This is a genomic window from Jiulongibacter sediminis, assembly GCF_001306455.1.
Classification (GTDB): domain Bacteria; phylum Bacteroidota; class Bacteroidia; order Cytophagales; family Spirosomataceae; genus Jiulongibacter; species Jiulongibacter sediminis.
Genome location: NZ_LGTQ01000009.1, coordinates 483,786 through 505,941, shown reverse-complemented (window position 1 = coordinate 505,941; position 22,156 = coordinate 483,786). Strand labels below are relative to the sequence as shown.

The 22,156-nt window shown below is 41.9% G+C and carries 23 protein-coding genes; 14 read left to right on the top strand and 9 right to left on the bottom strand.

Going from position 1 to position 22,156, the window contains the following annotated elements; all coding sequences use genetic code 11:
• The first annotated feature begins 161 nt into the window (after nucleotides 1-161).
• The 7 genes from AFM12_RS12850 to AFM12_RS12820 all read left to right on the top strand — a co-directional run bounded on the left by AFM12_RS12850 (nucleotide 162) and on the right by AFM12_RS12820 (nucleotide 6,850).
• Nucleotides 162-1,292 carry a Re/Si-specific NAD(P)(+) transhydrogenase subunit alpha gene (locus AFM12_RS12850; RefSeq protein WP_055148810.1) on the top strand — a complete coding sequence of 377 codons (1,131 nt, stop codon included), beginning with the start codon at nucleotides 162-164 and terminating at the stop codon, nucleotides 1,290-1,292.
• Nucleotides 1,293-1,404: 112 nt separating this feature from the next.
• Nucleotides 1,405-1,695: an NAD(P) transhydrogenase subunit alpha part 2 gene (locus AFM12_RS12845; protein WP_055148808.1), complete on the top strand. Its 291-nt coding sequence runs from the start codon at nucleotides 1,405-1,407 to the stop codon at nucleotides 1,693-1,695.
• Between the two features lie 108 nt (nucleotides 1,696-1,803).
• The gene (locus AFM12_RS12840; RefSeq protein ID WP_055148806.1) at nucleotides 1,804-3,189 is read left to right on the top strand and encodes an NAD(P)(+) transhydrogenase (Re/Si-specific) subunit beta; all 1,386 of its coding nucleotides are present in this window, start codon (nucleotides 1,804-1,806) and stop codon (nucleotides 3,187-3,189) included.
• A 238-nt stretch (nucleotides 3,190-3,427) separates the two neighbouring features.
• Nucleotides 3,428-3,934, top strand: coding sequence for a glutathione peroxidase (locus tag AFM12_RS12835; protein ID WP_374754269.1), 507 nt, complete (start codon nucleotides 3,428-3,430; stop codon nucleotides 3,932-3,934).
• Between the two features lie 43 nt (nucleotides 3,935-3,977).
• Nucleotides 3,978-4,856 (top strand): 1,4-dihydroxy-2-naphthoate polyprenyltransferase, encoded by an 879-nt coding sequence (locus AFM12_RS12830; protein ID WP_055148802.1) that lies wholly within the window; start codon nucleotides 3,978-3,980, stop codon nucleotides 4,854-4,856.
• A gap of 64 nt (nucleotides 4,857-4,920) precedes the next feature.
• Nucleotides 4,921-6,255, top strand: coding sequence for a tetratricopeptide repeat protein (locus tag AFM12_RS12825; protein WP_055148934.1), 1,335 nt, complete (start codon nucleotides 4,921-4,923; stop codon nucleotides 6,253-6,255).
• A 16-nt stretch (nucleotides 6,256-6,271) separates the two neighbouring features.
• Entirely contained in the window at nucleotides 6,272-6,850 is a 579-nt protein-coding gene (locus AFM12_RS12820) for a hypothetical protein (RefSeq protein ID WP_055148800.1), read from the top strand.
• 49 nt (nucleotides 6,851-6,899) lie between these two features.
• Here AFM12_RS12820 and AFM12_RS12815 read toward each other — a convergent pair whose 3' ends face one another.
• The 5 genes from AFM12_RS12815 to AFM12_RS12795 all read right to left on the bottom strand — a co-directional run bounded on the left by AFM12_RS12815 (nucleotide 6,900) and on the right by AFM12_RS12795 (nucleotide 10,705).
• Nucleotides 6,900-7,616, bottom strand: a complete 717-nt coding sequence (locus AFM12_RS12815; protein ID WP_055148798.1) for a DUF2927 domain-containing protein — start codon at nucleotides 7,614-7,616, stop codon at nucleotides 6,900-6,902.
• 30 nt (nucleotides 7,617-7,646) lie between these two features.
• Nucleotides 7,647-8,096, bottom strand: a complete 450-nt coding sequence (locus tag AFM12_RS12810) for a GNAT family N-acetyltransferase (RefSeq protein WP_055148796.1) — start codon at nucleotides 8,094-8,096, stop codon at nucleotides 7,647-7,649.
• A 65-nt stretch (nucleotides 8,097-8,161) separates the two neighbouring features.
• Nucleotides 8,162-8,932 carry an XRE family transcriptional regulator gene (locus AFM12_RS12805; RefSeq protein ID WP_055148794.1) on the bottom strand — a complete coding sequence of 257 codons (771 nt, stop codon included), beginning with the start codon at nucleotides 8,930-8,932 and terminating at the stop codon, nucleotides 8,162-8,164.
• Between the two features lie 135 nt (nucleotides 8,933-9,067).
• Complete coding sequence (locus AFM12_RS12800; protein ID WP_055148792.1) at nucleotides 9,068-9,667, bottom strand: DUF4126 domain-containing protein; 600 nt, start codon at nucleotides 9,665-9,667, stop codon at nucleotides 9,068-9,070.
• Nucleotides 9,668-9,820: 153 nt separating this feature from the next.
• Nucleotides 9,821-10,705, bottom strand: coding sequence for a YicC/YloC family endoribonuclease (locus tag AFM12_RS12795; RefSeq protein ID WP_055148933.1), 885 nt, complete (start codon nucleotides 10,703-10,705; stop codon nucleotides 9,821-9,823).
• Nucleotides 10,706-11,000: 295 nt separating this feature from the next.
• Between AFM12_RS12795 and argS the strand changes: the two genes are divergently transcribed.
• Entirely contained in the window at nucleotides 11,001-12,776 is a 1,776-nt protein-coding gene (gene argS, locus AFM12_RS12790) for an arginine--tRNA ligase (RefSeq protein ID WP_055148790.1), read from the top strand.
• A 4-nt stretch (nucleotides 12,777-12,780) separates the two neighbouring features.
• Here argS and AFM12_RS12785 read toward each other — a convergent pair whose 3' ends face one another.
• Together AFM12_RS12785 and AFM12_RS12780 are read right to left on the bottom strand one after the other, a co-directional pair.
• Nucleotides 12,781-13,290 carry a hypothetical protein gene (locus AFM12_RS12785; RefSeq protein WP_055148788.1) on the bottom strand — a complete coding sequence of 170 codons (510 nt, stop codon included), beginning with the start codon at nucleotides 13,288-13,290 and terminating at the stop codon, nucleotides 12,781-12,783.
• Between the two features lie 66 nt (nucleotides 13,291-13,356).
• Nucleotides 13,357-14,265 (bottom strand): histone deacetylase family protein, encoded by a 909-nt coding sequence (locus tag AFM12_RS12780; RefSeq protein ID WP_229308502.1) that lies wholly within the window; start codon nucleotides 14,263-14,265, stop codon nucleotides 13,357-13,359.
• A gap of 187 nt (nucleotides 14,266-14,452) precedes the next feature.
• Between AFM12_RS12780 and AFM12_RS12775 the strand changes: the two genes are divergently transcribed.
• From AFM12_RS12775 to AFM12_RS12755, 5 genes are all read left to right on the top strand, one after another.
• Nucleotides 14,453-15,406: a glycosyl hydrolase family 18 protein gene (locus tag AFM12_RS12775; RefSeq protein ID WP_055148786.1), complete on the top strand. Its 954-nt coding sequence runs from the start codon at nucleotides 14,453-14,455 to the stop codon at nucleotides 15,404-15,406.
• A 118-nt stretch (nucleotides 15,407-15,524) separates the two neighbouring features.
• Nucleotides 15,525-15,968 carry a lipocalin-like domain-containing protein gene (locus AFM12_RS12770; RefSeq protein ID WP_157687395.1) on the top strand — a complete coding sequence of 148 codons (444 nt, stop codon included), beginning with the start codon at nucleotides 15,525-15,527 and terminating at the stop codon, nucleotides 15,966-15,968.
• Between the two features lie 65 nt (nucleotides 15,969-16,033).
• Nucleotides 16,034-17,014 carry a polysaccharide deacetylase family protein gene (locus AFM12_RS12765; protein ID WP_055148782.1) on the top strand — a complete coding sequence of 327 codons (981 nt, stop codon included), beginning with the start codon at nucleotides 16,034-16,036 and terminating at the stop codon, nucleotides 17,012-17,014.
• Complete coding sequence (locus tag AFM12_RS12760; RefSeq protein ID WP_055148780.1) at nucleotides 17,011-17,760, top strand: LytR/AlgR family response regulator transcription factor; 750 nt, start codon at nucleotides 17,011-17,013, stop codon at nucleotides 17,758-17,760. Before AFM12_RS12765 ends, AFM12_RS12760 begins: the two co-directional genes overlap by 4 nt.
• Nucleotides 17,761-17,857: 97 nt before the next feature.
• Nucleotides 17,858-19,774, top strand: a complete 1,917-nt coding sequence (locus tag AFM12_RS12755) for a sensor histidine kinase (RefSeq protein ID WP_082391326.1) — start codon at nucleotides 17,858-17,860, stop codon at nucleotides 19,772-19,774.
• Here the strand turns inward: AFM12_RS12755 and AFM12_RS12750 are convergent.
• Together AFM12_RS12750 and AFM12_RS12745 are read right to left on the bottom strand one after the other, a co-directional pair.
• On the bottom strand, nucleotides 19,754-20,494 hold the full coding sequence (locus AFM12_RS12750; protein WP_055148776.1) for a methyltransferase family protein: 741 nt from the start codon (nucleotides 20,492-20,494) through the stop codon (nucleotides 19,754-19,756). The two genes, AFM12_RS12755 and AFM12_RS12750, sit on opposite strands and share 21 nt — an antisense overlap.
• Nucleotides 20,495-20,530: 36 nt before the next feature.
• The gene (locus tag AFM12_RS12745) at nucleotides 20,531-21,160 is read right to left on the bottom strand and encodes a DUF4230 domain-containing protein (protein WP_055148774.1); all 630 of its coding nucleotides are present in this window, start codon (nucleotides 21,158-21,160) and stop codon (nucleotides 20,531-20,533) included.
• 75 nt (nucleotides 21,161-21,235) lie between these two features.
• On the opposite strand from AFM12_RS12745, the gene miaA reads away from it, so the two are divergent.
• A complete protein-coding gene (miaA, locus tag AFM12_RS12740) occupies nucleotides 21,236-22,144 on the top strand; it encodes a tRNA (adenosine(37)-N6)-dimethylallyltransferase MiaA (protein WP_055148773.1) in 909 nt (302 codons plus the stop codon).
• The last annotated feature ends 12 nt before the right edge of the window (nucleotides 22,145-22,156 follow it).

Below are 22,156 nucleotides of genomic sequence, written 5' to 3'. Positions count from 1 at the left end.
TTTTGCCCCGTATAACAGAACCATTCTTAAGGAAATTTAACGCCGTATTCTTTTGCCAGAGTACTTCCCAAGCCTACCAATTCTGGCTTGCTGACGTCGAATTGTCTGAAAGTAATGTTATTTTAGACTCTATTTTACACGATTAATTCAAAGGAAGTTTAATGCAAATAGCAGTTTTAAAGGAGACCAAAGCTTACGAAAAACGTGTGGCTCTTACTCCTGAAATTATCAAACAATTGATCAAAAAGGGCTTCGAAGTCAAGGTAGAAACCGGAGCTGGCCAAAACTCTTCCATTTCAGATGCCGATTACGAAGCCATAGGGGCTACCATCGCAAAAGACGCGAGATCGGCGGCAGATGCAGATGTGGTAATGAAGGTCAATGCCTTTACTGAAGAGGAAGTAGGTCACATGCGTGATGGCGGTATCTGTATGTCATTTATGTATGCGTATACCATTCCTTCGGTGCTGGATGCCATGAACAAGAAGAAAATCTCTTCTTTCTCAATGGACGCCGTACCGAGAATTTCCCGGGCTCAGAAAATGGATGCCCTGAGCTCACAGGCAAATTTAGCTGGTTACAAGACGGTTCTGTTGGGAGCCAATGCCCTCGGTAAAATTTTCCCACTAATGATGACCGCCGCCGGCACGATTACCCCATCGAAAGTCCTGATTTTTGGTGCCGGTGTAGCCGGCCTTCAGGCTATTGCAACAGCTAAGCGTCTTGGAGCTATTGTGGAAGTAACCGATGTTCGCCCTGAAACTAAAGAGCAGGTAGAATCACTAGGTGGCCGTTTCCTAACCGTAGAAGGTGTGGAAGGCGTAGTGGTAGAAGGCGGCTATGCCAAAGAGGTATCGGCAGAATACCTTCAAAAACAGAAGGAGTTGATCCAGGAACGTATCAAAGAAGCTGACCTTGTAATTACCACTGCTCTGGTCATTGGTAAAAAGGCTCCGGTTTTAGTATCGGAAGAAATGGTCAAAACCATGAAAGCCGGTTCTGTAATCGTAGATATGGCCGTTGAATCAGGAGGAAACTGTGAAGTGTCAGAGATACATCAAACCGTTGTAAAACATGGTGTAACCATTATTGGCGAATCGAATTTACCTTCTTTATTGCCTGTAAATGCAAGTCAATTGTATGCAACCAACATCAGCACTTTGCTGCTGCACCTTGCAGATAAAGACGGCTTTAAATGGGAAATAGATGAAGAAATCACCAAAGGTTCTCTCATTACTCATGGCGGACATACGGTTCATGAGTTTACGAATAGTATTTTGTCGAAAAGTTAAAATAATGACCGAGGACCGGTGACCGGTGACCGAGGTCAAAATAAAACCTGGAAGCGAGATGGAATTTAGACTTCGGTCATCCGTCCTCGGTCTTCCGTCAAAAAACAAAAACATGTCCTTAGAATCATTAATTATCCTTTTGTATGTGCTGGTTTTAGCCAGTTATCTGGGTTTCGAGTTAATCTCAAAAGTACCTCCTACCCTTCATACTCCTTTAATGTCAGGCTCAAACGCTATTTCTGGTATCACTATCGTGGGTGCTATTCTGGCCTGCAATGAGCTTGGCTACGGCACCGTCAGCAAATGGCTTGGAATGCTCGCCTTAATATTAGCCACTATTAACGTGGTAGGCGGGTACGCCGTTACCGACCGAATGTTAAAGATGTTTAAGAAGAAAAAGTAGAGGGAAGTGAGAGGTTTGAAGTCAGAAGTTTGAAGTTTCTCAACTTCCGACCTCCGACTTCCAGCTTCCAACCCTAAAAATTTTCAAAAGAAGAAAGAATCTAAAAAAATGAACATAGCAATACAATTTGCCTATTTGATCGCCTCGGTACTTTTTATCATTGGGATCAAGAAAATGAATAAGACCAAGGAGGCCCGCACCGGAAATCAGCTTTCAGCTTTAGGAATGCTTGTGGCTATTTTGGCGACGGTCGTTCAGGTACAAAGTATCTCTTTGGTTGAAATACTCATCTGTGTGGTTATTGGCTCTGCCATTGGCTTATACATTTCTGTCAAAGTAGAGATGACGCAAATGCCGGAAATGGTAGCCTTGTTTAATGGTTTCGGTGGACTGGCTTCACTGGCAGTAGCATCATCAGATTATTGGCTCAAAACTCAGGAACTCGGGCAGCACGTAGGTCCGATTATCGGAACCTCCGCGGCATTGAGTATTTTCATCGGCGGACTAACTTTTACGGGCTCCATCATTGCCTTCCTTAAACTCAACGGTAAGATCTCCGGTAAACCGATCATGTTTAAAGGCCAGCATCTGGTTAATCTTCTTTTATTGATTGGAGCAGTAGTAGCAGCGGTAGTTGCCCTAATGAATCAGGCAGACTCCATTTATATCATTGCTCTTGTAGCCATTGCTTTGGTATTGGGTATTCTCGTGGTAATCCCGATCGGTGGAGCAGATATGCCGGTGGTGATTTCGCTGTTGAACTCATATTCAGGTATGGCCGCCTGTACCACTGGTTTCGTCCTTAATAATAACGTGCTTATCGTTTCAGGTGCTTTAGTGGGTGCTTCCGGGATCATTCTTACGCAAATTATGTGTAAAGCTATGAACCGTTCCCTGATGAATGTTCTTCTTGGAGGTTTTGGCCAGACGGCCTCTGAATCTGGAGGAGAGGGAGAAGAAGTCGTGGTCAAAGAAGTTGGAGTTGAAGAAGCCGCCATGCTTTTTGATGCAGCCACTTCGGTGATTGTGGTTCCTGGTTATGGTATGGCCGTGGCTCAGGCTCAGCATGTGATCAGAGAACTTTCTGAGCAGTGTGAGAAACGTGGTATTGAGTTTCGTTTTGCCATTCACCCGGTGGCAGGACGTATGCCTGGTCATATGAACGTATTATTGGCAGAGGCCAATATCTCATACGATAAGCTGATTGAGATGGAACAAATCAATGACGATTTTTCTAACACCGATCTTGTTTTTGTTGTCGGTGCCAATGACGTGGTGAACCCTGCCGCCCGCAATAATCCTCAAAGCCCGATTTACGGAATGCCTATCCTTAATGCCGATAAAGCGAGAACAGTGATTATTTCAAAACGAAGTATGGGTGTGGGTTATGCCGGTATTCAAAACGAGCTTTTTGGTTATGACAATGCTCTGATGTTATTCGGCGACGCCAAACAAACCATTACAAAAGTGGTGAGTGAGATGAAGGAGATGTAGTCTTTTATAAGACTGGGAGAAGTAAGATTTAAGACATAAGACCTTTCATTAAGGAACCTCCTTGAACATAAAAAAGTTATGAGAGTTGTAGTTGAAAAGCTACAACTCTTTTTTTATTCAGTCGACCTAAACCTTAATACAAATGAAGATAGTTGCTGCCATTGTGTTGGCCGTTCTTGCAGTTCTGGCCCTTATGAATTTCACTACCATAAAAAATGTTTTATCAAACAAACGAGCGATGAACATAATACCAGCTAGCAGCCTCGCCAATGGCTCTTTGTACGATTATAAGATGGAATCTCTGGAAGGAGAAGAAATTGACCTTTCTCAATACAAAGGCAAGAAAGTAGTGCTTCTTAATGTAGCCTCTAAATGCGGTTTTACTCCTCAGTACGCCGACTGGCAGAAGTTTCATGAGGAGCATGGTGAGGATATCGTTGTCTTAGGCTTCCCTGCAAATAATTTCGGTGGACAAGAGCCCGGATCTGACGAGGAGATTGGCGAGTTTTGTCAAAAAAACTACGGTGTAACTTTCCAGATGTTCTCTAAAATTGATGTCATTGGAGACAACCAGCATCCACTTTACAAATGGCTGAGCAGTAAAGAACTTAACGGTTGGAATGATAAAGCACCCACCTGGAACTTCTGTAAATACGTGGTAAACGAAGACGGTCAGGTAACACACTTCTTTGCTTCAAAAATTAAACCCGAGGACGCAGAATTTAAGGCGGCGGTTGGGATTTAATTTTAGCTTTGCACTTGAAAATTGAAAGCAAACCTGATCTAAAGTGAAAAACTGGATAGAAGCCGCACGGCCACGAACCTTACCTTTAGCCCTTTCCTGCATTTTTATGGGTACTTTTTTGGCGGGTTATCAAGGCGTTTTTGATGGAAGAGTTTTCGGATTGGCCTGCCTAACCACCATATTACTTCAGATCCTTTCAAACTTTGCAAACGATTATGGCGACACTCAAAACGGAGCCGACTCCTTAGATCGGGTAGGTCCTCAAAGAGCCGTTCAAAGCGGTGAAATATCTCCCGAAAGTATGTTCAAAGCCATCATCATTTTTGGGGTACTTTCTCTTGTCAGTGGAATTTTACTGCTGTATTTTGCTTTTAGACAAGCCAATCTACAGGCCTTCTGGTGGTTCTTAGGATTAGGTCTACTCTGCATACTGGCGGCTTACACCTACACAGCAGGCAAAAAACCCTATGGCTATGCAGGCCTGGGGGATATCTCAGTTTTAATTTTCTTTGGTCTGGTAGGTGTTTTGGGAAGTAATTTCCTGTTTACCCATCGTTTTGAAGCCGTCAATATATTACCTGCCTTGAGCTGTGGATTTCTGGCTACAGGAGTCTTAAACCTGAATAATATCCGGGATATAGAGTCAGATACTAAGGCAGGAAAGTTTACAATTCCGGCTCGTTTGGGTAAACAAAAAGCTATCGTCTACCATTGGATTTTACTAGCCCTGGCTGCTCTTTCTATACTTGCCTTTGCACTCATGAGGGGTGATATTAGCTGGTATTTTCTCATAGCTTTCCCTCTGTTTTTGATCAATGCTATCAAAGTTAAAAAGCTAGATAACCCCGATCCTCTTTTGAAGCAACTAGCCCTTAGCACCTTGTTTTTTGTCATACTTTCCGGCCTTTCGATGCTCTTTTGAGTAAAACTTTCGTTTTCTACCATTGAAAAAATTAATTTTGGGCTTATCCCTAAAAAATTCTTCAATGAAATTACGTATTCTATCTTTCCTGATTTTAATCTCTTTTGGTAGCTATTCTCAGCAAACTGCCGCCGACTTTTTTGAAAGCGGTGTTAACAAGAGTAAAGCCGGCGACTATACAGGAGCTTTAGGCGACTTTAGCAGAGCAATTGCCATGAACCCTGAAAACGCTCAGAGTTATTTTAACCGAGGCCTTACTAAACAAGCTCTGAAAGACCACCGTGGTGCTATTAAAGACTTTACAACGGCCATTGAACTAAATCCTCGTGAATCATTATCTTACCTCTACAGGGGTATGAGCCAGTCTGAGCAGGGTGATCCTAAAACAGCAATTCAGGATTTTAACCGTACCATTGAACTCAACTCAAACGACGATTACGCATACCTTCAAAGAGGTGTAACACTGGCCAAATTAGAGGAGTATCGTAAGGCAATTTCTGACTTTAATCGTGTGGTGGAGCTTGCTTCAGATGCATCCTCAAAATACCAGGCTTTCTTCTCAAGGGGGTATTGCAAAGCTAAATTAGGGGACTATAAAGGCAGTATTTCTGATTACTCAAAGTCTATTGACATTAACCCAAAAAGAGCCGCAACTTTTGCTGAGCGTGGTGCCAGCAGACTTAAAGTGGAAGAATATGCAGAGGCCGTTTCAGATTTTGATAAAGCACTCGAACTCAGCCCTCAGGATGGAGAAAGTTTTTATCAAAGAGGTTTCGCCAAGGCTAAAATGGCAGATTATGTGGGAGCTTTAAAGGATTTTGATTCTGCTTTGAGAATTCAGCCGACCGATATCAAATCGTTATATGGCCGTGGTTTTTGCCACTCAAAACTGAATAATCAACGCAGTGCTATTTCTGATCTTGATAAAGCCATAGAGTATGGCAACACTAACCTGGATTCTAAAGTCGTCTATTCAACCGCAATGCCGGAAGACAAGCTGGCCACTTTAAGAAACGGAGTGACAGAAAACATCGAAATCCCTACATTTTCCGACAATAGGTCTGAGGCTTATTATGTAAGGGGCGTTGCTCAGGCAAAATCAGGAAGAAATAAAGATGCCCTTGAAAATCTCAATAAGGCGATTGAATTAGATCCGGTTTTTGCTCCGGCTCATTTTTCCCGGGGTCTGGTAAGATCATCTGAAGGGCTCCAGAAAGAGGCTTTGGTAGATATGGATAATGCCATTACTCTTAACGAATTCTACAAAGAAGCATTCTATGTTAGAGGCCTCATTTATCAGGCTCTCGGTAATACAGACAAAGGATGTCTGGATTTAAGCCGTGCTGGAGAGCTTGGCTATATTCAGGCTTACGATGTCATTAAGAACCTTTGCAACTAAACAACTTTGAATTAAAATGAAGAAATTATTTTTTGCCTTAATTGGGCTTTTCCTAACAACTTCTACCGTTTCCGTAGCACAGATTCAGAATATTGACTCTATGCTTGACAAAGTAATATCGCTGCAAAAAAGTGGCGACAACAAAGCTTTGGGTGATGCTCTTGGAGTACTTAGCAAAGGATTGGAAACCGAAGCAAATGAAACAGGCGGCGATTTTAAAGCAGGCCTTCTGAATCAGGTGAGTGGTTTGAACAAGATGATTCCGTTGGCATCCAGAGGTATGGTAAAAGCCGGCCCACTTCAAAAAATAATTTCAACCATCAAACTTATGCTGGGTGCCAACAGAGTTGGCAATCTTCTGAATGGAGGTGGGAGCCTGATGGGCAAGGCCTCATTATTAAAATCAGGTCTTGGTATGATGAAAGGCGGTTCTTCAATACTTGGAGACAATGCCAACCAGTTCTCTAGTTTAATTGACGGTGCTATGGGTAATGTTAATAAACTTGGCGGCGGTGGAATTGCAGCCAAAGCAGCTGAAAAAGCCTTACCAGGTCAGTTAGGAGGAATCCTCAATATGGCAAAGGGCATTCTTTAAGAATGTACTCGCATGATATTTTTTAAGGGTGGTCGAAAGGCCACCTTTTTTATTGCAAAAGGGTGTTCTCTGATGTATAAATACTTCTGAGCAAAGCATCTACCTCTAATTCAGTGAGTCCGGTGGTCATTTGAGGGTGGTATAAAAGACGGATAAGTTCCTTGTCAATTTCACTGTATTCATCAGTGTAGGTATAGGATTGCTGAAAAATGCTGTCAGGATACTTTTCAGAGTCCCTGGCCAGTCCTAATGACTGTGTTAGTTCTTCTCTCAAAAGGTGATGCTGAGCACGGCTGTCTGCCCTTTCAGTATCCACATACATATGGCCTCTGTTAATTTCATTTCGGCCATTCCAGAATACCGAGAAAAGTCCATAGTTACTCTTCACATACTCTTTTTGACTGGGATAACGAACCACATAATCACCGGCTTTACCAAAAAAAATATGAAAATTGGACTCCAAAGAATCTGCCACCAACTCCAGTTCAAAACCATCAGAAACTAAACTATTAATTTCATTTCTAACATTCTGAAGCGTGGAATACAACGGCCCTTCAGCATAGCCTGATACATAAATCCGCATTGGTTCCTCCCATTTCCGGGTAATGGGAGAGGCTGATCCAAACTCGAAGCCCAAAGCTACCTCTTTGAAGTAGGCAATAGCCTCTTCCTGAAAATCAGTAAGCTCTTCTGCTGGTTTCGGCTCAGATATTTGACAAGACCAGAAAAATAGGATAGAAAAAACAATGTATACGACACTCCTCAAAACATAAGTCTTTTCTAATTCAACCGTCTTTCAGAATAGATATTTCTCAAAACAGACACTATTTTCCACTTCGGCATACTGCCCGTAGTTTGGGATCAACTCATAACCGTTTTTTGTGTAAAGTGTTACGGCATCTTGCTGTCTTTTACCTGTTTCAAGAATACACTTGCGGTAGCCGAGTTCCAGAGTCCATGTCTCCAGCTCCTTTAAAATGATTGTCCCGGTACCTTTTGACCTTCCTTCAGGAGAAACATACATTCGCTTGACCTCCATGCTTTCAGCATCATATTCTTTGATCGCCCCGCAGCCTATTGGCTGGCCATTATGAAAAATCACCACAGCATGTTTGATCATTGTGATACCATTATACTGATGGTAAAAGTCGTGATCGTCACCATCAATGACAGCAAGTTCTGCATCAAGCTGGCTGACAAGCTTTTGAAAGTCCGGATTTTCAGAGTCGGTTCGTAAAATTTCCATGAATAGCGTTTTACCCCGAAATATCTCCAGAATTTCAATGAATATAAAGACCTGCCAGTATTGTTTTACGCTTTCCCGGCCTGTAGCTCCCGTTCTCCCAGTTTCATTTGAATATCCTGAATAGCGGTGTAAATAAGGTCTGAAACCTGTACATCAGTAGGATTTATACTACACACAAAAGACCAGACTTCAAAAATGTCTTCTGCCTTAACTTCATACGGCAGATAAGCCTTGTTATCAGAGTGAAACTGAACTGTGCCAGTATTATCTAATGTATTATAAAGACGTTTGTACACCAGCCCGTCATTTTGTGTAAGTACAATATAGGTGTTACCGTCTTTGATATCATCCAGCTGCTCCACGTACGTACCGATCACATAGGCTCCTTCTGTAAGCGGTGGCATGGAGTCTCCCTTGATTGGGAAGCCGCGGTATTTGCCATGCGTGGCATACGGCAAACTGATACGGGGCAGCTGCTCAATAAACTCAGCATCGGCATAACCATCCAGATAACCGGCCGAGGCTTTCAGTGGCACCAGTTCTATGAGATCGTTCTGATCCTGATCCACCATAACCGGAAAGAGGATGCGGTTCCCTCCTATTTTCAGCAGGTCACGCAGGTCATTGACCTTGGTGAGATCAATTTTAACTAGGGAATCCACCGAAATATGGAAATAATCTGAAAGCTCAATGAGCATATCAATCGGCGGAGCGGCCCGGTGCTCTTCCCAGGAGCTGAGGCGTGAGCGGGTAATGCCGAGCTCTTCGGCCAGGGCTTCCTGAGATAAACCGCGTAAATGACGCAGGTGGGCGATGTTCTTACAGATTTTTTTCATATCCGATACTGCAATAATTATTAGCACAAATCTGCTAAAATATTGGGCAATCGGCAAAAAATGCTAAGAATTGTAGCGGAGAACTAAATCATAGACCCTTAGTCGCTTCAGTTCAGTTAGTCGTGCTACGAAAGTTTAGGAGATTTCTCTGGAGTTTTGCTTTTGCTGTCTCCGCTTATACAGCTTCCGCCAGACCCAAATCACAAAATAAAGGGCGATCAGGCCAATGAAAATGGGAATCCAGATGGCAAAAAGAGAGACCAGCACCGACATGATATTCTCAAAAGAAGAAAGGAAACTATTGCCAATACCGCCGGTAAACTTTGTACTTCCTAGTCTCAGCAATGAAGTACCGGCCTGAATAGTACCAGCAACTCCCCCACCTGCAATAAGACCAAGCCCCCATTGAATAACGGGGTCATCAATTTGCAAAAAGGAGCTTGTCAGTAGGGTGCCTGCCAATACCGCCGCCGGCCCCGCGATGGTATCCAGCAAATTATCCACTATAGGCACATAATAGGCTGCCAGCTCAAAAACAACGGCTACTGCCAGCACTATCGTCGCCGGCGTTTCACCCAGCCAAAGCATATTATCGGCCAGCGAAAACAGTCCGAATTTCGCCGCCAGATTCGCCACAAAAAGCGGCACAAAAATCCTGAAACCCGAAGCCGCACTCAAAGCCACCCCCAGCAATAAAGCCGGAACGTAAGGGGTGATATTTTGAAGTGTTTCCATTGTGCTAGAGGTCGGATGTTTGGTGTTTGATGTTGGAAGTCTTGAAGTTAGAAAGTTTAGAAGTCAGGAAGTTTTTGAGTTTGGAGGTTTCGCCTGTCACAGGTCTTTTGTCTCATGTCTTGAGTCTTATGTCTTGAGTCTTAAGTCTTCCCCCTAAACTATATTCATCGTCTGCTCCTTAATTTTCTCCAGCTCATCTTTCATTTGAACCACAAGCTTTTGAATTACGGCGTCGTTGGCTTTGGAGCCGATGGTATTGATTTCGCGACCTATTTCCTGAGAAATAAAATTGAGACGCTTACCGTTTCCACCTTTTTTGAGTTCTTCCACAAAATATTTGAGGTGATTGCCCAGCCTCACTTTCTCTTCAGAAATATCGTACTTCTCTACATAGTAAATCAGCTCCTGCTCAAAACGGTCTTTGTTAAAATTCTCGTTTTGCTCCCAGTCAGAAATGGCCTTTTGCAGCCGCTCTCTAATCACCGGAATTCGCTTGGGGTCCTGCTCGGCCACTTTATCTAAAAACTGCCCGATATTGGCGATATACTCCTCAAATTTCACCTTGGTGGCCTGCCCCTCCTGTGTTCTGAACTCGATGCACTTATCAATCGCGACTTTCACCGTGTTCAGGATATTATTCCAATCTTCGGCTGCTTCCTCCTCATTGACCGCCTCCGAATTATAGGCATTAGGCATCATGGTGGCCATACGCAACACATCGGTTTTTGAACCTTCAAAACCAAGTTCAGCCGCTGTTTCCATCAGGTCTTTGAAGTAGGCTTTCACTAAAGACCTGTTCACCACCGTACCGGCTCCTGCCTCACTTTTGGGCACCACATTGAGTGATAATTCGATTTTTCCACGGCCCAGCTCCGTAGATAACAGGTTTCTCAACTCCACTTCTTTATCAGAGAATGTTTTTGGCATTCTGCAAAAAATATCGGTAAACTTTGAATTGAGGGTTTTAACATCGGCCGTAATAGCCACTTTATCATTTTCAAAAGAAGCCGAGCCAAAGCCCGTCATTGATTGAAGCATATTGAAGCGTTTTGATTGAGTCGTCGGCACATCATTGTGAAGACTTCTCAAAATTAGCCATTAAGCCAGACAATACCTTTTATAAACCCGTTTTATACATTAGAAAATCTGCTACAAAACGAAATGACTTCAAATCAGTCCGTAAACCCACTTAAATTCATTTACCAGAGGTATACTATGCCAAATAAATTTAAGTGTCTGATTTTTTGCCATTTAGTTTTTCACTACGATTCTCCAATGCATAAACCGGGTTAAAATCCCTAATTTTGCAGCTTCGTTTACGAAACAGCAAAAAATGAATATTGAAAAGCAACTCACCGAGGATATCCAATCGGCATTAAATCATCTTTTTCAGGAAGAAATGGAGGTCACTCTCCAGCCTACCCGAAAAGATTTTGAAGGCACTTACACCTTTGTGGTTTTTCCTTTGGTGAAAAAGCTACGTAAAAATCCTGTGGAAATTGGTAATGCTATCGGTGAGTACCTCAAAGAAAACTCTTCCGTGGTTTCCGGTTTTAATGTGGTGCAGGGTTTTCTCAATATTTCATTGCAGGAAAACACCTGGAACTCGCTTTTCAATAGCCTTTTAGAGAAAAAAGGCGATTCAGATTTTGACTCAAACGGATCTTCAGTTCTGGTCGAATTTTCTTCACCAAATACCAACAAGCCGCTTCACCTTGGCCACCTCAGAAATAACTTTCTGGGCCATAGTGTTTCGGAGATTCTCAAAGCTAATGGCTACGCTGTCACCAAGGCTTGTCTGGTCAATGACCGTGGGATTCATATTTGTAAATCCATGATTGCGTACCAACTTTTCGGCAATGACGAAACGCCTGAAAGTGCCAGCATCAAAGGCGATCATTTGGCTGGAAAATACTATGTGGAGTTTGACAAAGCTTATAAAGAAGAAATAAAATCGCTGATGGCTAAAGGCCAATCTGAAGACGAAGCGAAGAAGAACGCCCCGCTCATGAAACAAGCTCAGCAAATGCTGCAGCAATGGGAAAACGGCGACGAAGAAGTAGTGACCCTTTGGAAAAAAATGAATGGCTGGGTTTACGATGGATTCAATGCCACATACAAGAAAATCGGAATCGATTTTGATAAAACATACTACGAGTCTGACACATATTTGCTAGGCAAAGACATTGTAGAGGAAGGACTAGAGAAAGGTATTTTCTTCAAAAAAGAGGACAATTCAGTCTGGATCGACCTGAGCGAGGAGGGACTTGACGAAAAACTGGTTTTGCGTGGAGACGGCACCTCGGTTTACATCACACAAGACATTGGAACCACTGAACTCAAATTCAAAGATTTTGGTACGGACAAATCCGTTTGGGTGGTGGGCAATGAGCAGGATTACCACTTTCAAGTGCTTTTTGCCATTCTCAAAAAGCTTGGACGAAGCTATGCTGAGGGTTGCTATCACCTGAGCTATGGCATGGTGGATCTGCCAAGTGGTAAAATGAAATCAAGAGAAGGAACCGTCGTGGATGCCGATGATTTAGTTTCAGAAATGATCGCCACCGCCAGAGAAACCACCGAAGAACGCGGAAAAATCGACGATTTCAGTGAAACGGAAAAAGATGAGCTTTTCAGAACATTGGCTCTGGGTGCATTGAAATACTTCTTACTCAAAGTGGAGCCTAAAAAACGAATGCTCTTCAACCCGGCAGAATCTATTGATTTCCAAGGAAATACAGGCCCTTTCATTCAGTACACTCACGCTCGTATCAAGTCTATTTTGAGAAAGGCAGCTGCTGACGGTCTGTCTGTTCCAGAGCAAATCGGTGATATTAAAATGGCTGAAATTGAGACTGATCTGGTCGGTCTGCTTGCCGAATACCCGAATTATATTCAAAAAGCTGCGAATGATTACGCCCCTTCAGTCATTGCGAATTACTGCTATGATCTGGCGAAAACGTTCAACTCTTTTTACGCTGAATTAAGCGTTATGAATGAGTCAGACAGCCAATTGAGAGATTTTAGATTGGCTTTGATTGAACAAGTCGCCGCGACTCTTAAAAAAGGAATGAGGTTATTAGGAATTGATGTGCCGGAGCGGATGTAAAATCCTAGTCCGCTTTTCTAAAAGTCAGCACTTGTTGAACAGACGAGGCTGCGTTGAGTTCGGATTGTGAAACCTTTCCAGGCAATAAAAATGCGGCATCAATCAATACATTTTTCTCCCAACTTTGATGTGAGAAGTCGTATGTCGGGTCATTGATTTCCGGGGTCATAGCTATGAGTGTTTCACCCGCCGTTTGCAAATGGAAAATTCTTGGGTAATACTTATAACCCGTGATGGTTATTTTGTTCTCCGAGTTCAAATATTCGTAATTCTGAGCGAAAGCCTTTCCTCCAAAAACCTCATCAATTCTGTTATTTTCTTTGATTTCCCACACCAACTGATTCATGGATGCTTCATAGAGCTTTGCAGGATCAACCTTGTACTCTTTGCCATCAACTCTAAAGTTTACTGACTCTATCTCCCACCTACCAAGAATATTTGAGGCATCGTTGATTTCAAGAGTTTCACAAGAGAGAAGGGAAATAAAAATTAAGGTTAAAAGGGTTCTGGTCATGAAATGCTTTTACATTGTTATTTAACCTGCAACTAAGATGCCAGTCAAATGGAAATAGCAGACTTGTTAATTAAAAATTTCTTTAGCCAGTCTGAAGGTATTGCAATGAGCTTCTACAATTACCCTTAACTGTTTTGAGTAACCTCCACCCATGGCGATAACCAATGGAATATCCTTTTTCCGTGACGTTTCAAGCACAATTCTATCTCTTTCTTTGCAGCCTTCCAGGCTCAAAGAAAGTTTTCCCAGTTTGTCAGTCTCCAGAATATCTACGCCGGAAACATAAAATAGAATGTCAGGCTTTTGCTCAGCAATGAGACGATCAAGAGTAGACCTTAGAATTGAAAGGTATTCTTTATCGCTCAAACCCGTCTCCAGCGGAATGTCCAGATCAGACACCTCCTTTCTGAGCGGATAATTGTCTTTGCCGTGCATTGAGAAGGTAAAAACACGCTTTTCGTTCTCGAAAATTTTCGCTGTTCCATTGCCCTGATGCACATCCAGGTCAATAATGAGGATTTTTGAGACCTTGCCTTCGGTCAATAGTTGTGCTCCTGCAACAGCAAAGTCATTCAAAATGCAAAAGCCTTCTCCACTGCCGGCATAAGCATGATGCGTACCACCGGCTACATTGAGAGCCACGCCGTTTTGTATGGCAAAGTCACAACAATCAACTGTCCCCTGAGTGATAATAAGCTCTCTTTTGACCAATTCAGCAGACATTGGCAATCCAATTTTTCGAGCTTCTTTGGCTGTCACTGTTTGCTTTTGTAAAGCCTCAATATATTCGGCCGTATGAACTTGGGCAGCCAATTCCCATTTCAAAGGTTTAGGACTAAAAAAGTCGGATTGATCATAACTACACTCATAAAGTAACTGACCGGGAATCAGCTCATACTTCTCCATCGGAAACCGATGACCCTCCGGCAATGGGTGGCAGTAAACAGGGTCGAAAGCAACTTTGATTTCAGGCACTGAAAAAATTTGGATTTATATTTTACAGGTCTTGGATCAACATCAGTTGAGGGCTTTAAAATTCACTGCAATCCCTGATTTTTCAAAATCAAAAGCTGAAAACGCCTACTCAAATCGGCCTTGAGGCGACATTCTTTCAGATCAGAGTTTTGATTTTCTAAATTGAAACCTCATCAATAAACCAATCATGCGAAAAAACTTATTACTCCTGCTTTGCCTTCTTTCCTTTGGAGCTGTTGCACAGCAAAATTTCAAAAAAATCGCTTACTGTGTACCCCGGACACCGATCGAGGAGATTCCTTTTCAATATTTAACTCATATCAATTATTCCTTTGCCATACCAGCGAAAACGGGAGACACCTTAATTCCGTTGGAAGATGATTCTTATCTCAAAAGTTTGGTTAAAGCCGCTCATGAAAAAGAGGTCAAAGTCTTTATTTCCATCGGCGGATGGGGTATTGGCGATGGTGGCGGCGATGATACCCGTTTCCATAAAATGGCCGAAACTGCTGAGGGACAAGCTCGATTTATTAAAAGCACAATGGACTTCGTCAATAAATATCACCTTGACGGTGTGGATTTAGACTGGGAGTATCCGGACCCTGACCACCGCTCGGCAGATGATTTTGTTACCCTTTGCCGTGTACTATATCAACAATTACATGCTTCAGGCAAAGAACTTACTGCCGCAGTCGTTTCAGCTGGAAAACAAGCTTATGGTATTAAAGAAGAAGTTTACCCCTACATGGACTGGCTTAACATTATGGTTTACGACGGTGATTATGGCCCTAAAGAACTCAAACACCACTCACCCTACTCAATGGCCGTACGCTGCCTTGATTTTTGGTTAAATGATCATAATCTCCCTGCCGAAAAATGTGTTTTGGGCCTGCCATTTTATGCTAAAAAAGGGTTCGGAAATTTTGGATTCCCGTACAAAAAACTTCTTCAGGAAGGTGCCAGTCCGTACGACGACTATTGGAACGGGCACTTTTATAATGGCATGTTTACTATTGAAAGAAAGGTAAAGTTAGCTATCGAAAAGAACCTTGCCGGTGTAATGGTCTGGGAATTAAGCCACGATACTCAGGATGAATTTTCACTTTTCAAAGTGATTTACGAGACATCTGAAGGCCAGTGATCGAATAATATTCGGTAGAATGTAGATTAAAAATATAATTATAACGGTATTTCACAGTTATCCATAAGATAATTATCTATGTTTGACCATTAGTCATAAAAATACTCAAATGAAACTCATGAAAGCCAAACTATGCATTCTGGCACTAATTTTTGCCTTAGCTGCCTGTAAAAGTTCTGATCCAGAGCCATCTTCACCCATAGAAGGCACCTGGAAAATCCAAAGTGTAATTCTTACAGACGCTGACGGACAAGAGACCAATTTCTGGGCACTTTATGTGGCCTTTTTCCCTTGTTCAGCAGAAATCACCTATACTTTTGATGCCAATGGAACATATTCTACGTTTGTACCTGCTGGTTGTGTTGATGATGATGGAGAAACTTTGGCTCTTCTTTCGGGCACCGGTGGCTCTTATACCCTGACAGGCAGTACGATTCAGGTAGATGTAGATGGCTCAACGCTTCCGGGAAATATTACTTTCAGCGGCAATACAGCTACAGTAACCACTGTTGACCCAGACGACCTTACCAGTACATTAACCATTGTTTTTGTGAAGGCTTAAGGGTTTAAAAGCCTCTTTGATACAGGAGGAGAATTCTCTACTTTTGATTATAAGTAAATCAGAAGATGCAGAGATTTCTCTTCCTTTTTTTATGCCTTTTAGGCTATCAACTTTCAGCTCAGAGCTATGCTGAATTACTGGGCTACCCAAAAGATGCTAAAGTGCTCATTCTTCACGTAGATGATGTTGGAATGAGTCACGACTCCAATCTCGGAGCCATTGAAGCGATTGAGAATGGCATAGCCAACAGCCTGAGTATGATGATGCCGTGCAGCTGGGTACCGGGCTTTCAAAAATACCTTGAGAAACACCCGAATATTGATGCAGGCCTTCACCTTACACTAACTTCAGAATGGGATAATTACCGCTGGGGACCCTTGGCTGGCAAACCTGCTGTACCGGGCCTCGTAGACGAGCAGGGAGCTCTTTGGTCATCAGTCAGAGCTACAGCAACGCATGCTTCCGCCGACGAAATTGAAACAGAGATCAGAGCCCAACTTGACCGTTCCCGAACCATGGGTTGGGAGCCAACTCACCTTGACAGCCACATGGGTACCCTATTTGCCCGTCAGGACTATCTGGAACGTTATCTCAAAGTAGGAATGGAAGAAGGTATTCCGGTGATGTTCCCTGGAGGGCATAATACCATGATCATGGAAACTGCTGGCAGCACCGGACTTACGCTTGAGATTACCACAGCAATAGGGAAGCAATTATGGGCTGCTGGTTTACCCGTTCTTGACGACCTGCATAATATTTCTTACGACTGGAAAGGAGAAGAGGCTATGTCTGAAAAAGAACTTCAGAGGTACAAAACCAAAAATTACATTGAAAGTTTTGAAAAGCTTATGCCCGGCATAACAATGGTTATTATGCATTGTACATGGCCTACAGAGGTTTTCACTGAAATATCAAATTCAGGGCAAACCAGAAAAGGAGACATGCTAGCCATGACAGACCCAGACCTCAAAAAATACATCGAAGAAAACAACATCATTCTGACCACCTGGCGGGAGCTGAAAAAAAGAAGAGACGCTATCAAATGACAAGCATCAAAACTGTTCTCATTGACGATGAGCGACATTGCAATGAAACTCTGGAGTACTTTATTCAGAAGTATCTGCCTACTCTGAAAATTGAGGCTATTTTTTCAGACCCTGTTGAAGCTCTGGACTTCCTCAAAGAGAACAAAATCGACTTGGTTTTTCTGGATATTCAGATGCCTCGTCTTAATGGTTTCAACCTGCTATCTGAGCTTCAACCCTTTGATTTTGAAGTCATTTTCGTGACTGCCTTTGATGAATTTGCTATCAAAGCAATAAAATATGCTGCTCTGGATTTCATTCAGAAACCAGTTCAAAAAGAGGAGTTAATTGAGGCTGTAAAACTTGTCGAGAAGAAAAATAAGATCAAAGAACAGCATCAGCTTTTTGATCATCTGCTTAACCTCATGAAAAATGAGAGCAAGAATTTCAGTAAAATCTCCTTACCAACTGCAAAAGGCTATATCTTCTTTGATATTGATCAGATTATGTGGTGTGAAGCACAAGGCAATTATTCTCAAATAAAGATCAAAACAGGTGAAGAGTATCTGGCCAGCAAGAACCTGAAATCGCTTCATGAAACGTTGGATGACCCGAGATTTATCAGAAGTCATAATTCATTTATTGTCAATAAATACTACGTCAAAAGCTTCGTGAAGGCAGATGGTGGTTATCTGGAAATGGAAGATGGAAAAGCCGTTTCGGTCTCAAGAACCAGAAAAGAACAGGTTTTGAGAGATTTATTCTGATGCAGTCTGTGCAGTTTTACCGACCAACGGTACAGATACAAAAGCCATTAATCAAAATCGGGAAAAGAATTCAGGAAAACACCTTAAGTTTAGTCTGATGAAACGCCTCGTCCTCTTTCTGCTGCTCCTCAAGACCATTCAGCTATACAGTATGCCAGTGGACACACTCCATTTTTATGCTGACGCCAAACTTGATTCCTCATTAGAGAAGGCGTATTTGGAAACAGAAAAAGGAATTTCCTTAGAGCAAATCATACAAACTAGTGACGGCTGGCAACTCTGGTCAAACAAACTTCAACCCACTCCCGGTAAAACACAGTGGATTCACTTTTTTGTTGAAAACCTTGACCCGGGTAATTCAAAATTGTTTTTTGCCAATACCAGTATTGATCTTATTCGCTTCCATGTCATTATTGATAGCCAGATAAAGACAAAGACAATTGGCGAAATGGTACCTGGCTATCAACTTTCAGGGGAGCAATATATTGGCTACGACACCTTTGATTTACCCTACGGAAAAGTTGCTGAAGTTTTCGTCGAAATCCCTCCGGTCGAAGGTTATTTTCCTTTTATTAAATGGCTTCCCAAAAATACCGCATATCCCAGATTCTCAGTAGGAAAGACAGAGCAAATGATGACCAGCCTTGCTCATTACTACAGCCACAATATCAATGAATTACAAATAAGAAACCTATATCAGGGGGCTTTAATTTTAATGACCATTATCTGCCTCTTTTTCCTGATCAGAAACAGAGGTAATCAGCTTTTTTTATTCTACTTTTTATATGTTTTAGCCGGCCTCTTCTATTCCCTTTTTCAGAGTCGGGGTTATACTTATGTCGGTCAGTTTTTCCAGCTGATTCCGGCACTTTATAAATTTGGTGGGGAGCTCTTTTTCTGGGCAGGCCTTGGTGCCTATTTCGGCTTTGCCGCTGAGCTTATGAATATTCAAACAGCTTCGCTAAAAACTTATCGGTTTATTCGCAAAATAATGGTCGCTCTCTTTATCACAGGGTTATTAATTTTCACCTTTCTGATAACCCACAATAATAATGCGGCTTTTGACTGGATCAAGATTTACACCCGTATCCCTGTCCTGATTTTCTATGTGGGTTTCCTAATCCATCTGGCAAGAAATTATCGGCAAAATGCTCTTCTAAAATACATTTTAATAGGGAATGGACTTCTTATCTTTTTTGCATGCATTGCCTGGGTAAAAGATATTTTTGACCTGATGTATTGGCCGGGGCCTCTTGATCATCTCTTCACCTTGCCTTTTGCCATGTTACTTGAAATCGGCGTATTTGCCTTTGCCATGGCTCAAAAACAAAAAGAGGATCAGGAAAAAGTACTCAAAACTGAAAAAGCCATTTTGGAAACAGAAATGCTGGCTCTGCGTAGTCAAATGAACCCTCATTTTGTTTTCAATAGCCTTAATAGCATCAGGAATCTGGTGATGAAAGATCAGAATGAAAAGGCCATAGATTACCTCTCAAGATTCTCAAAATTGGTGCGAACCATACTCCAGCAAACACAAAAAAAGACAATAAACTTAGACGAAGAACTCGAAACTTTACAGCTCTACATTCAATCAGAATCTGACCGGCTGGATACTCCTCTTGATTTTACAATAGATATAGAAAAAGGCCTTGACCTCTCAGAAATCAGCTTCCCACCCATGCTTCTACAGCCTGTGGCAGAGAATGCTATTTGGCACGGTTTACAAACCTCAAAGCAGAAAACTAAGGTTATCCATGTCGCGGTAAAAAGAGTTGATCAAAATCATCTGAGAATTATTATCAGCGATAACGGAATTGGTCGTAAAGCCAATGAAAAGCTCAAAAGTGAGCAAAATAACAGTCGTATTTCGATGGGTTCGGAAATCACTGCAAAGCGACTTCAACTGTTTAATGAACAAGGCGGAGCCCGGATAGAAATGAGTTATAATGATTTGCCAAACGGGCAGGGCACTCAGGTCTTTTTCGATTACTTTTTAACGACCGTCTTCCAGTAAACTGGTCCTCTTCAGTACTTTGAAAATCAAATAGAAAATCATACTGCCGACAAAACCGTAGAACCAGAAATTTTGAACCACCGAAAGCTCACAAGTGGCGGTATAATTTTTGAGAAAATCAAAAAGCCAAAATAGTCCAAAAAGGGCCGCAATACCATTCTTCTCTTTCTTTAAAACTTTCTTCAGACTAAACGGGTATTTCGGCTTAACAAAACCAGAAAGTTTAGGCACAAAAGCAGGTTTATTCTCGGCCCAGCTAAGGTAGGCCTGGCCGAATTTTCTTCTCAAAAAAGCTTCTTCAGCGTACATGATACGCTCATAATAAACCCAGTAGAAAAGTGTAAAGGCCACAATAAACCAAAGATTTGCCGTAAGCATAGCGACTGCAAGCCACATGAAATAATTGCCTACGTACAGCGGGTGACGCACCAGTGAATAGATACCGGTTTGATTAAGTTCATCGGCTACCTGACCCTCTGCCGTATTCCGGCCAGATGTATTTTTGGGCGTAAAACCCACCGTAAAAACCCGAATGAGCAAACCAAAAAAACCAACACCTAGTGAAAAAAACCAATAATTAGGATTCAGAAGCCAATGGTTTTCCTTTTCGACTTCCAAAACAAAGACAACTGTGGCTACAATCAGAAAAATGAGAGGGAAATAACTGCGGTAACGAAACAAAAAATTGCCTTGACTTTCAAACTCTTCCTGAAGTGCCATTAGCTGAAATTTAATTTGGCCACAAAGGTAGTTTTTCTAGTTCAATAAACCTTTCACCGTCTCAGAAAGACTCTTTTTTCTGCCACCGCTTTTTCCAATTTCCATCTCCCAGTTCATCGAAGCCGCCAGCTGCTGCATCATCACTTTAAGTTGTTTATTGGCACTATCCGGCAAGTCACTTTCCAGAGCTTTTTGGAGCATCAGTTCACGTGCCTCATTGATAATTAGGGTATAATCATCATTCTTAAATTTGTGTAGCCAGCCCTGATCTATGTCGTAAAATTTATATTCGGGGTCTATAGAGAGAACTTCGGCTTCCGGGAAAAACTCAATAATCACCTTCTTCTTATTGCCATCAACCCGCCATTGTAACTTTGAAAAATCAAAACCCATAGCCACCCGAGCTTTAGCTACGATCAATGCTTTCTTATTGGACTCAAACAAACCCCAGAAATTCTTTCGACTATTGTGATCATAAATCTCAGTGAAGTAACCTTCAGCCAAAACAACCTTAAAAACCTTTTCAATTCGCTCCAGGAGTACATTTGACTCTACCTTTAGCATTTCCTGGTGTTTCTTTTTCTTTAAGCCGTGTCGCCAACTAAAGATCTGCCAGGTGGCAATACCCCCGATAGCCAAAGCAAGTATAAATAAGATGGATTCCATTTAGTTTAAAATTGAGTAATAGGCCTACAATTACCTATTTTCGTGTGTTAAATTTACAATTTTTTCAGTCAACAGGTGAGCAAAAATAAGCTGGTTTTAATCGTAGGTCCTACAGCGGTTGGCAAAACTGATCTTTGTATTCGTTTAGCTCAAAAGCTCAGCTGCGATATCTTCAGTTGCGACTCACGCCAGTTTTATCAAGAGATGAGTATCGGCACAGCCAAACCGAGACCTGAAGAGTTAGCTGCTGTCAAACACCATTTTATCAACAACAAAAGTATCGAAGAAAATTACACTGTTTCTGATTTTGAGCAGGAGATGATCAACGAACTTGATACTTACTTCTCACAAAATAATACCGCAATACTTACGGGGGGATCCGGTCTGTTTGCCAAAGCGGTCACACATGGTTTTGACCCTATACCAGACATCCCAAAGGAATTAAGAGATGAATTAGTCTCAAGACGACAAACTGAAGGAATAGATTCATTAATTGAAGAGCTAAAACAACTTGACCCGGAATATTGTAAAACTGCTGATCTTTCAAATAGTCAACGGGTGCTCAGAGCTTTAGAAGTTTCAAAGTTCACAAAAAGACCATTTTCATCATGGCATCAAAATACAGCCAAAGAAAGAGATTTTGATATTTTAAAAATTGCTTTGGAGAGACCCCGAAAAGAGCTTTATGAAAGAATAAATCTTCGGGTCGATTTGATGCTCAATGCAGGACTCATCGAAGAAGTCAGATCCTTAGAAAAGTACCGACACAAGAATGCATTACAAACCGTTGGATACAGAGAAATTTACGGGTACTTAGATGGTGATCTAAATTTTGAAGAGGCTGCCGAGCTTGTCAAAAGAAATTCCAGAAGATATGCCAAAAGACAATTGACCTGGTTTAAAAATCAAGACCTTTTTGAATGGTTTCACCCTGATGATTTTGAAGGTATTCTGAAAAAGATTAAAATTTTCTTAAAAAAATAACCGACGAGAAAA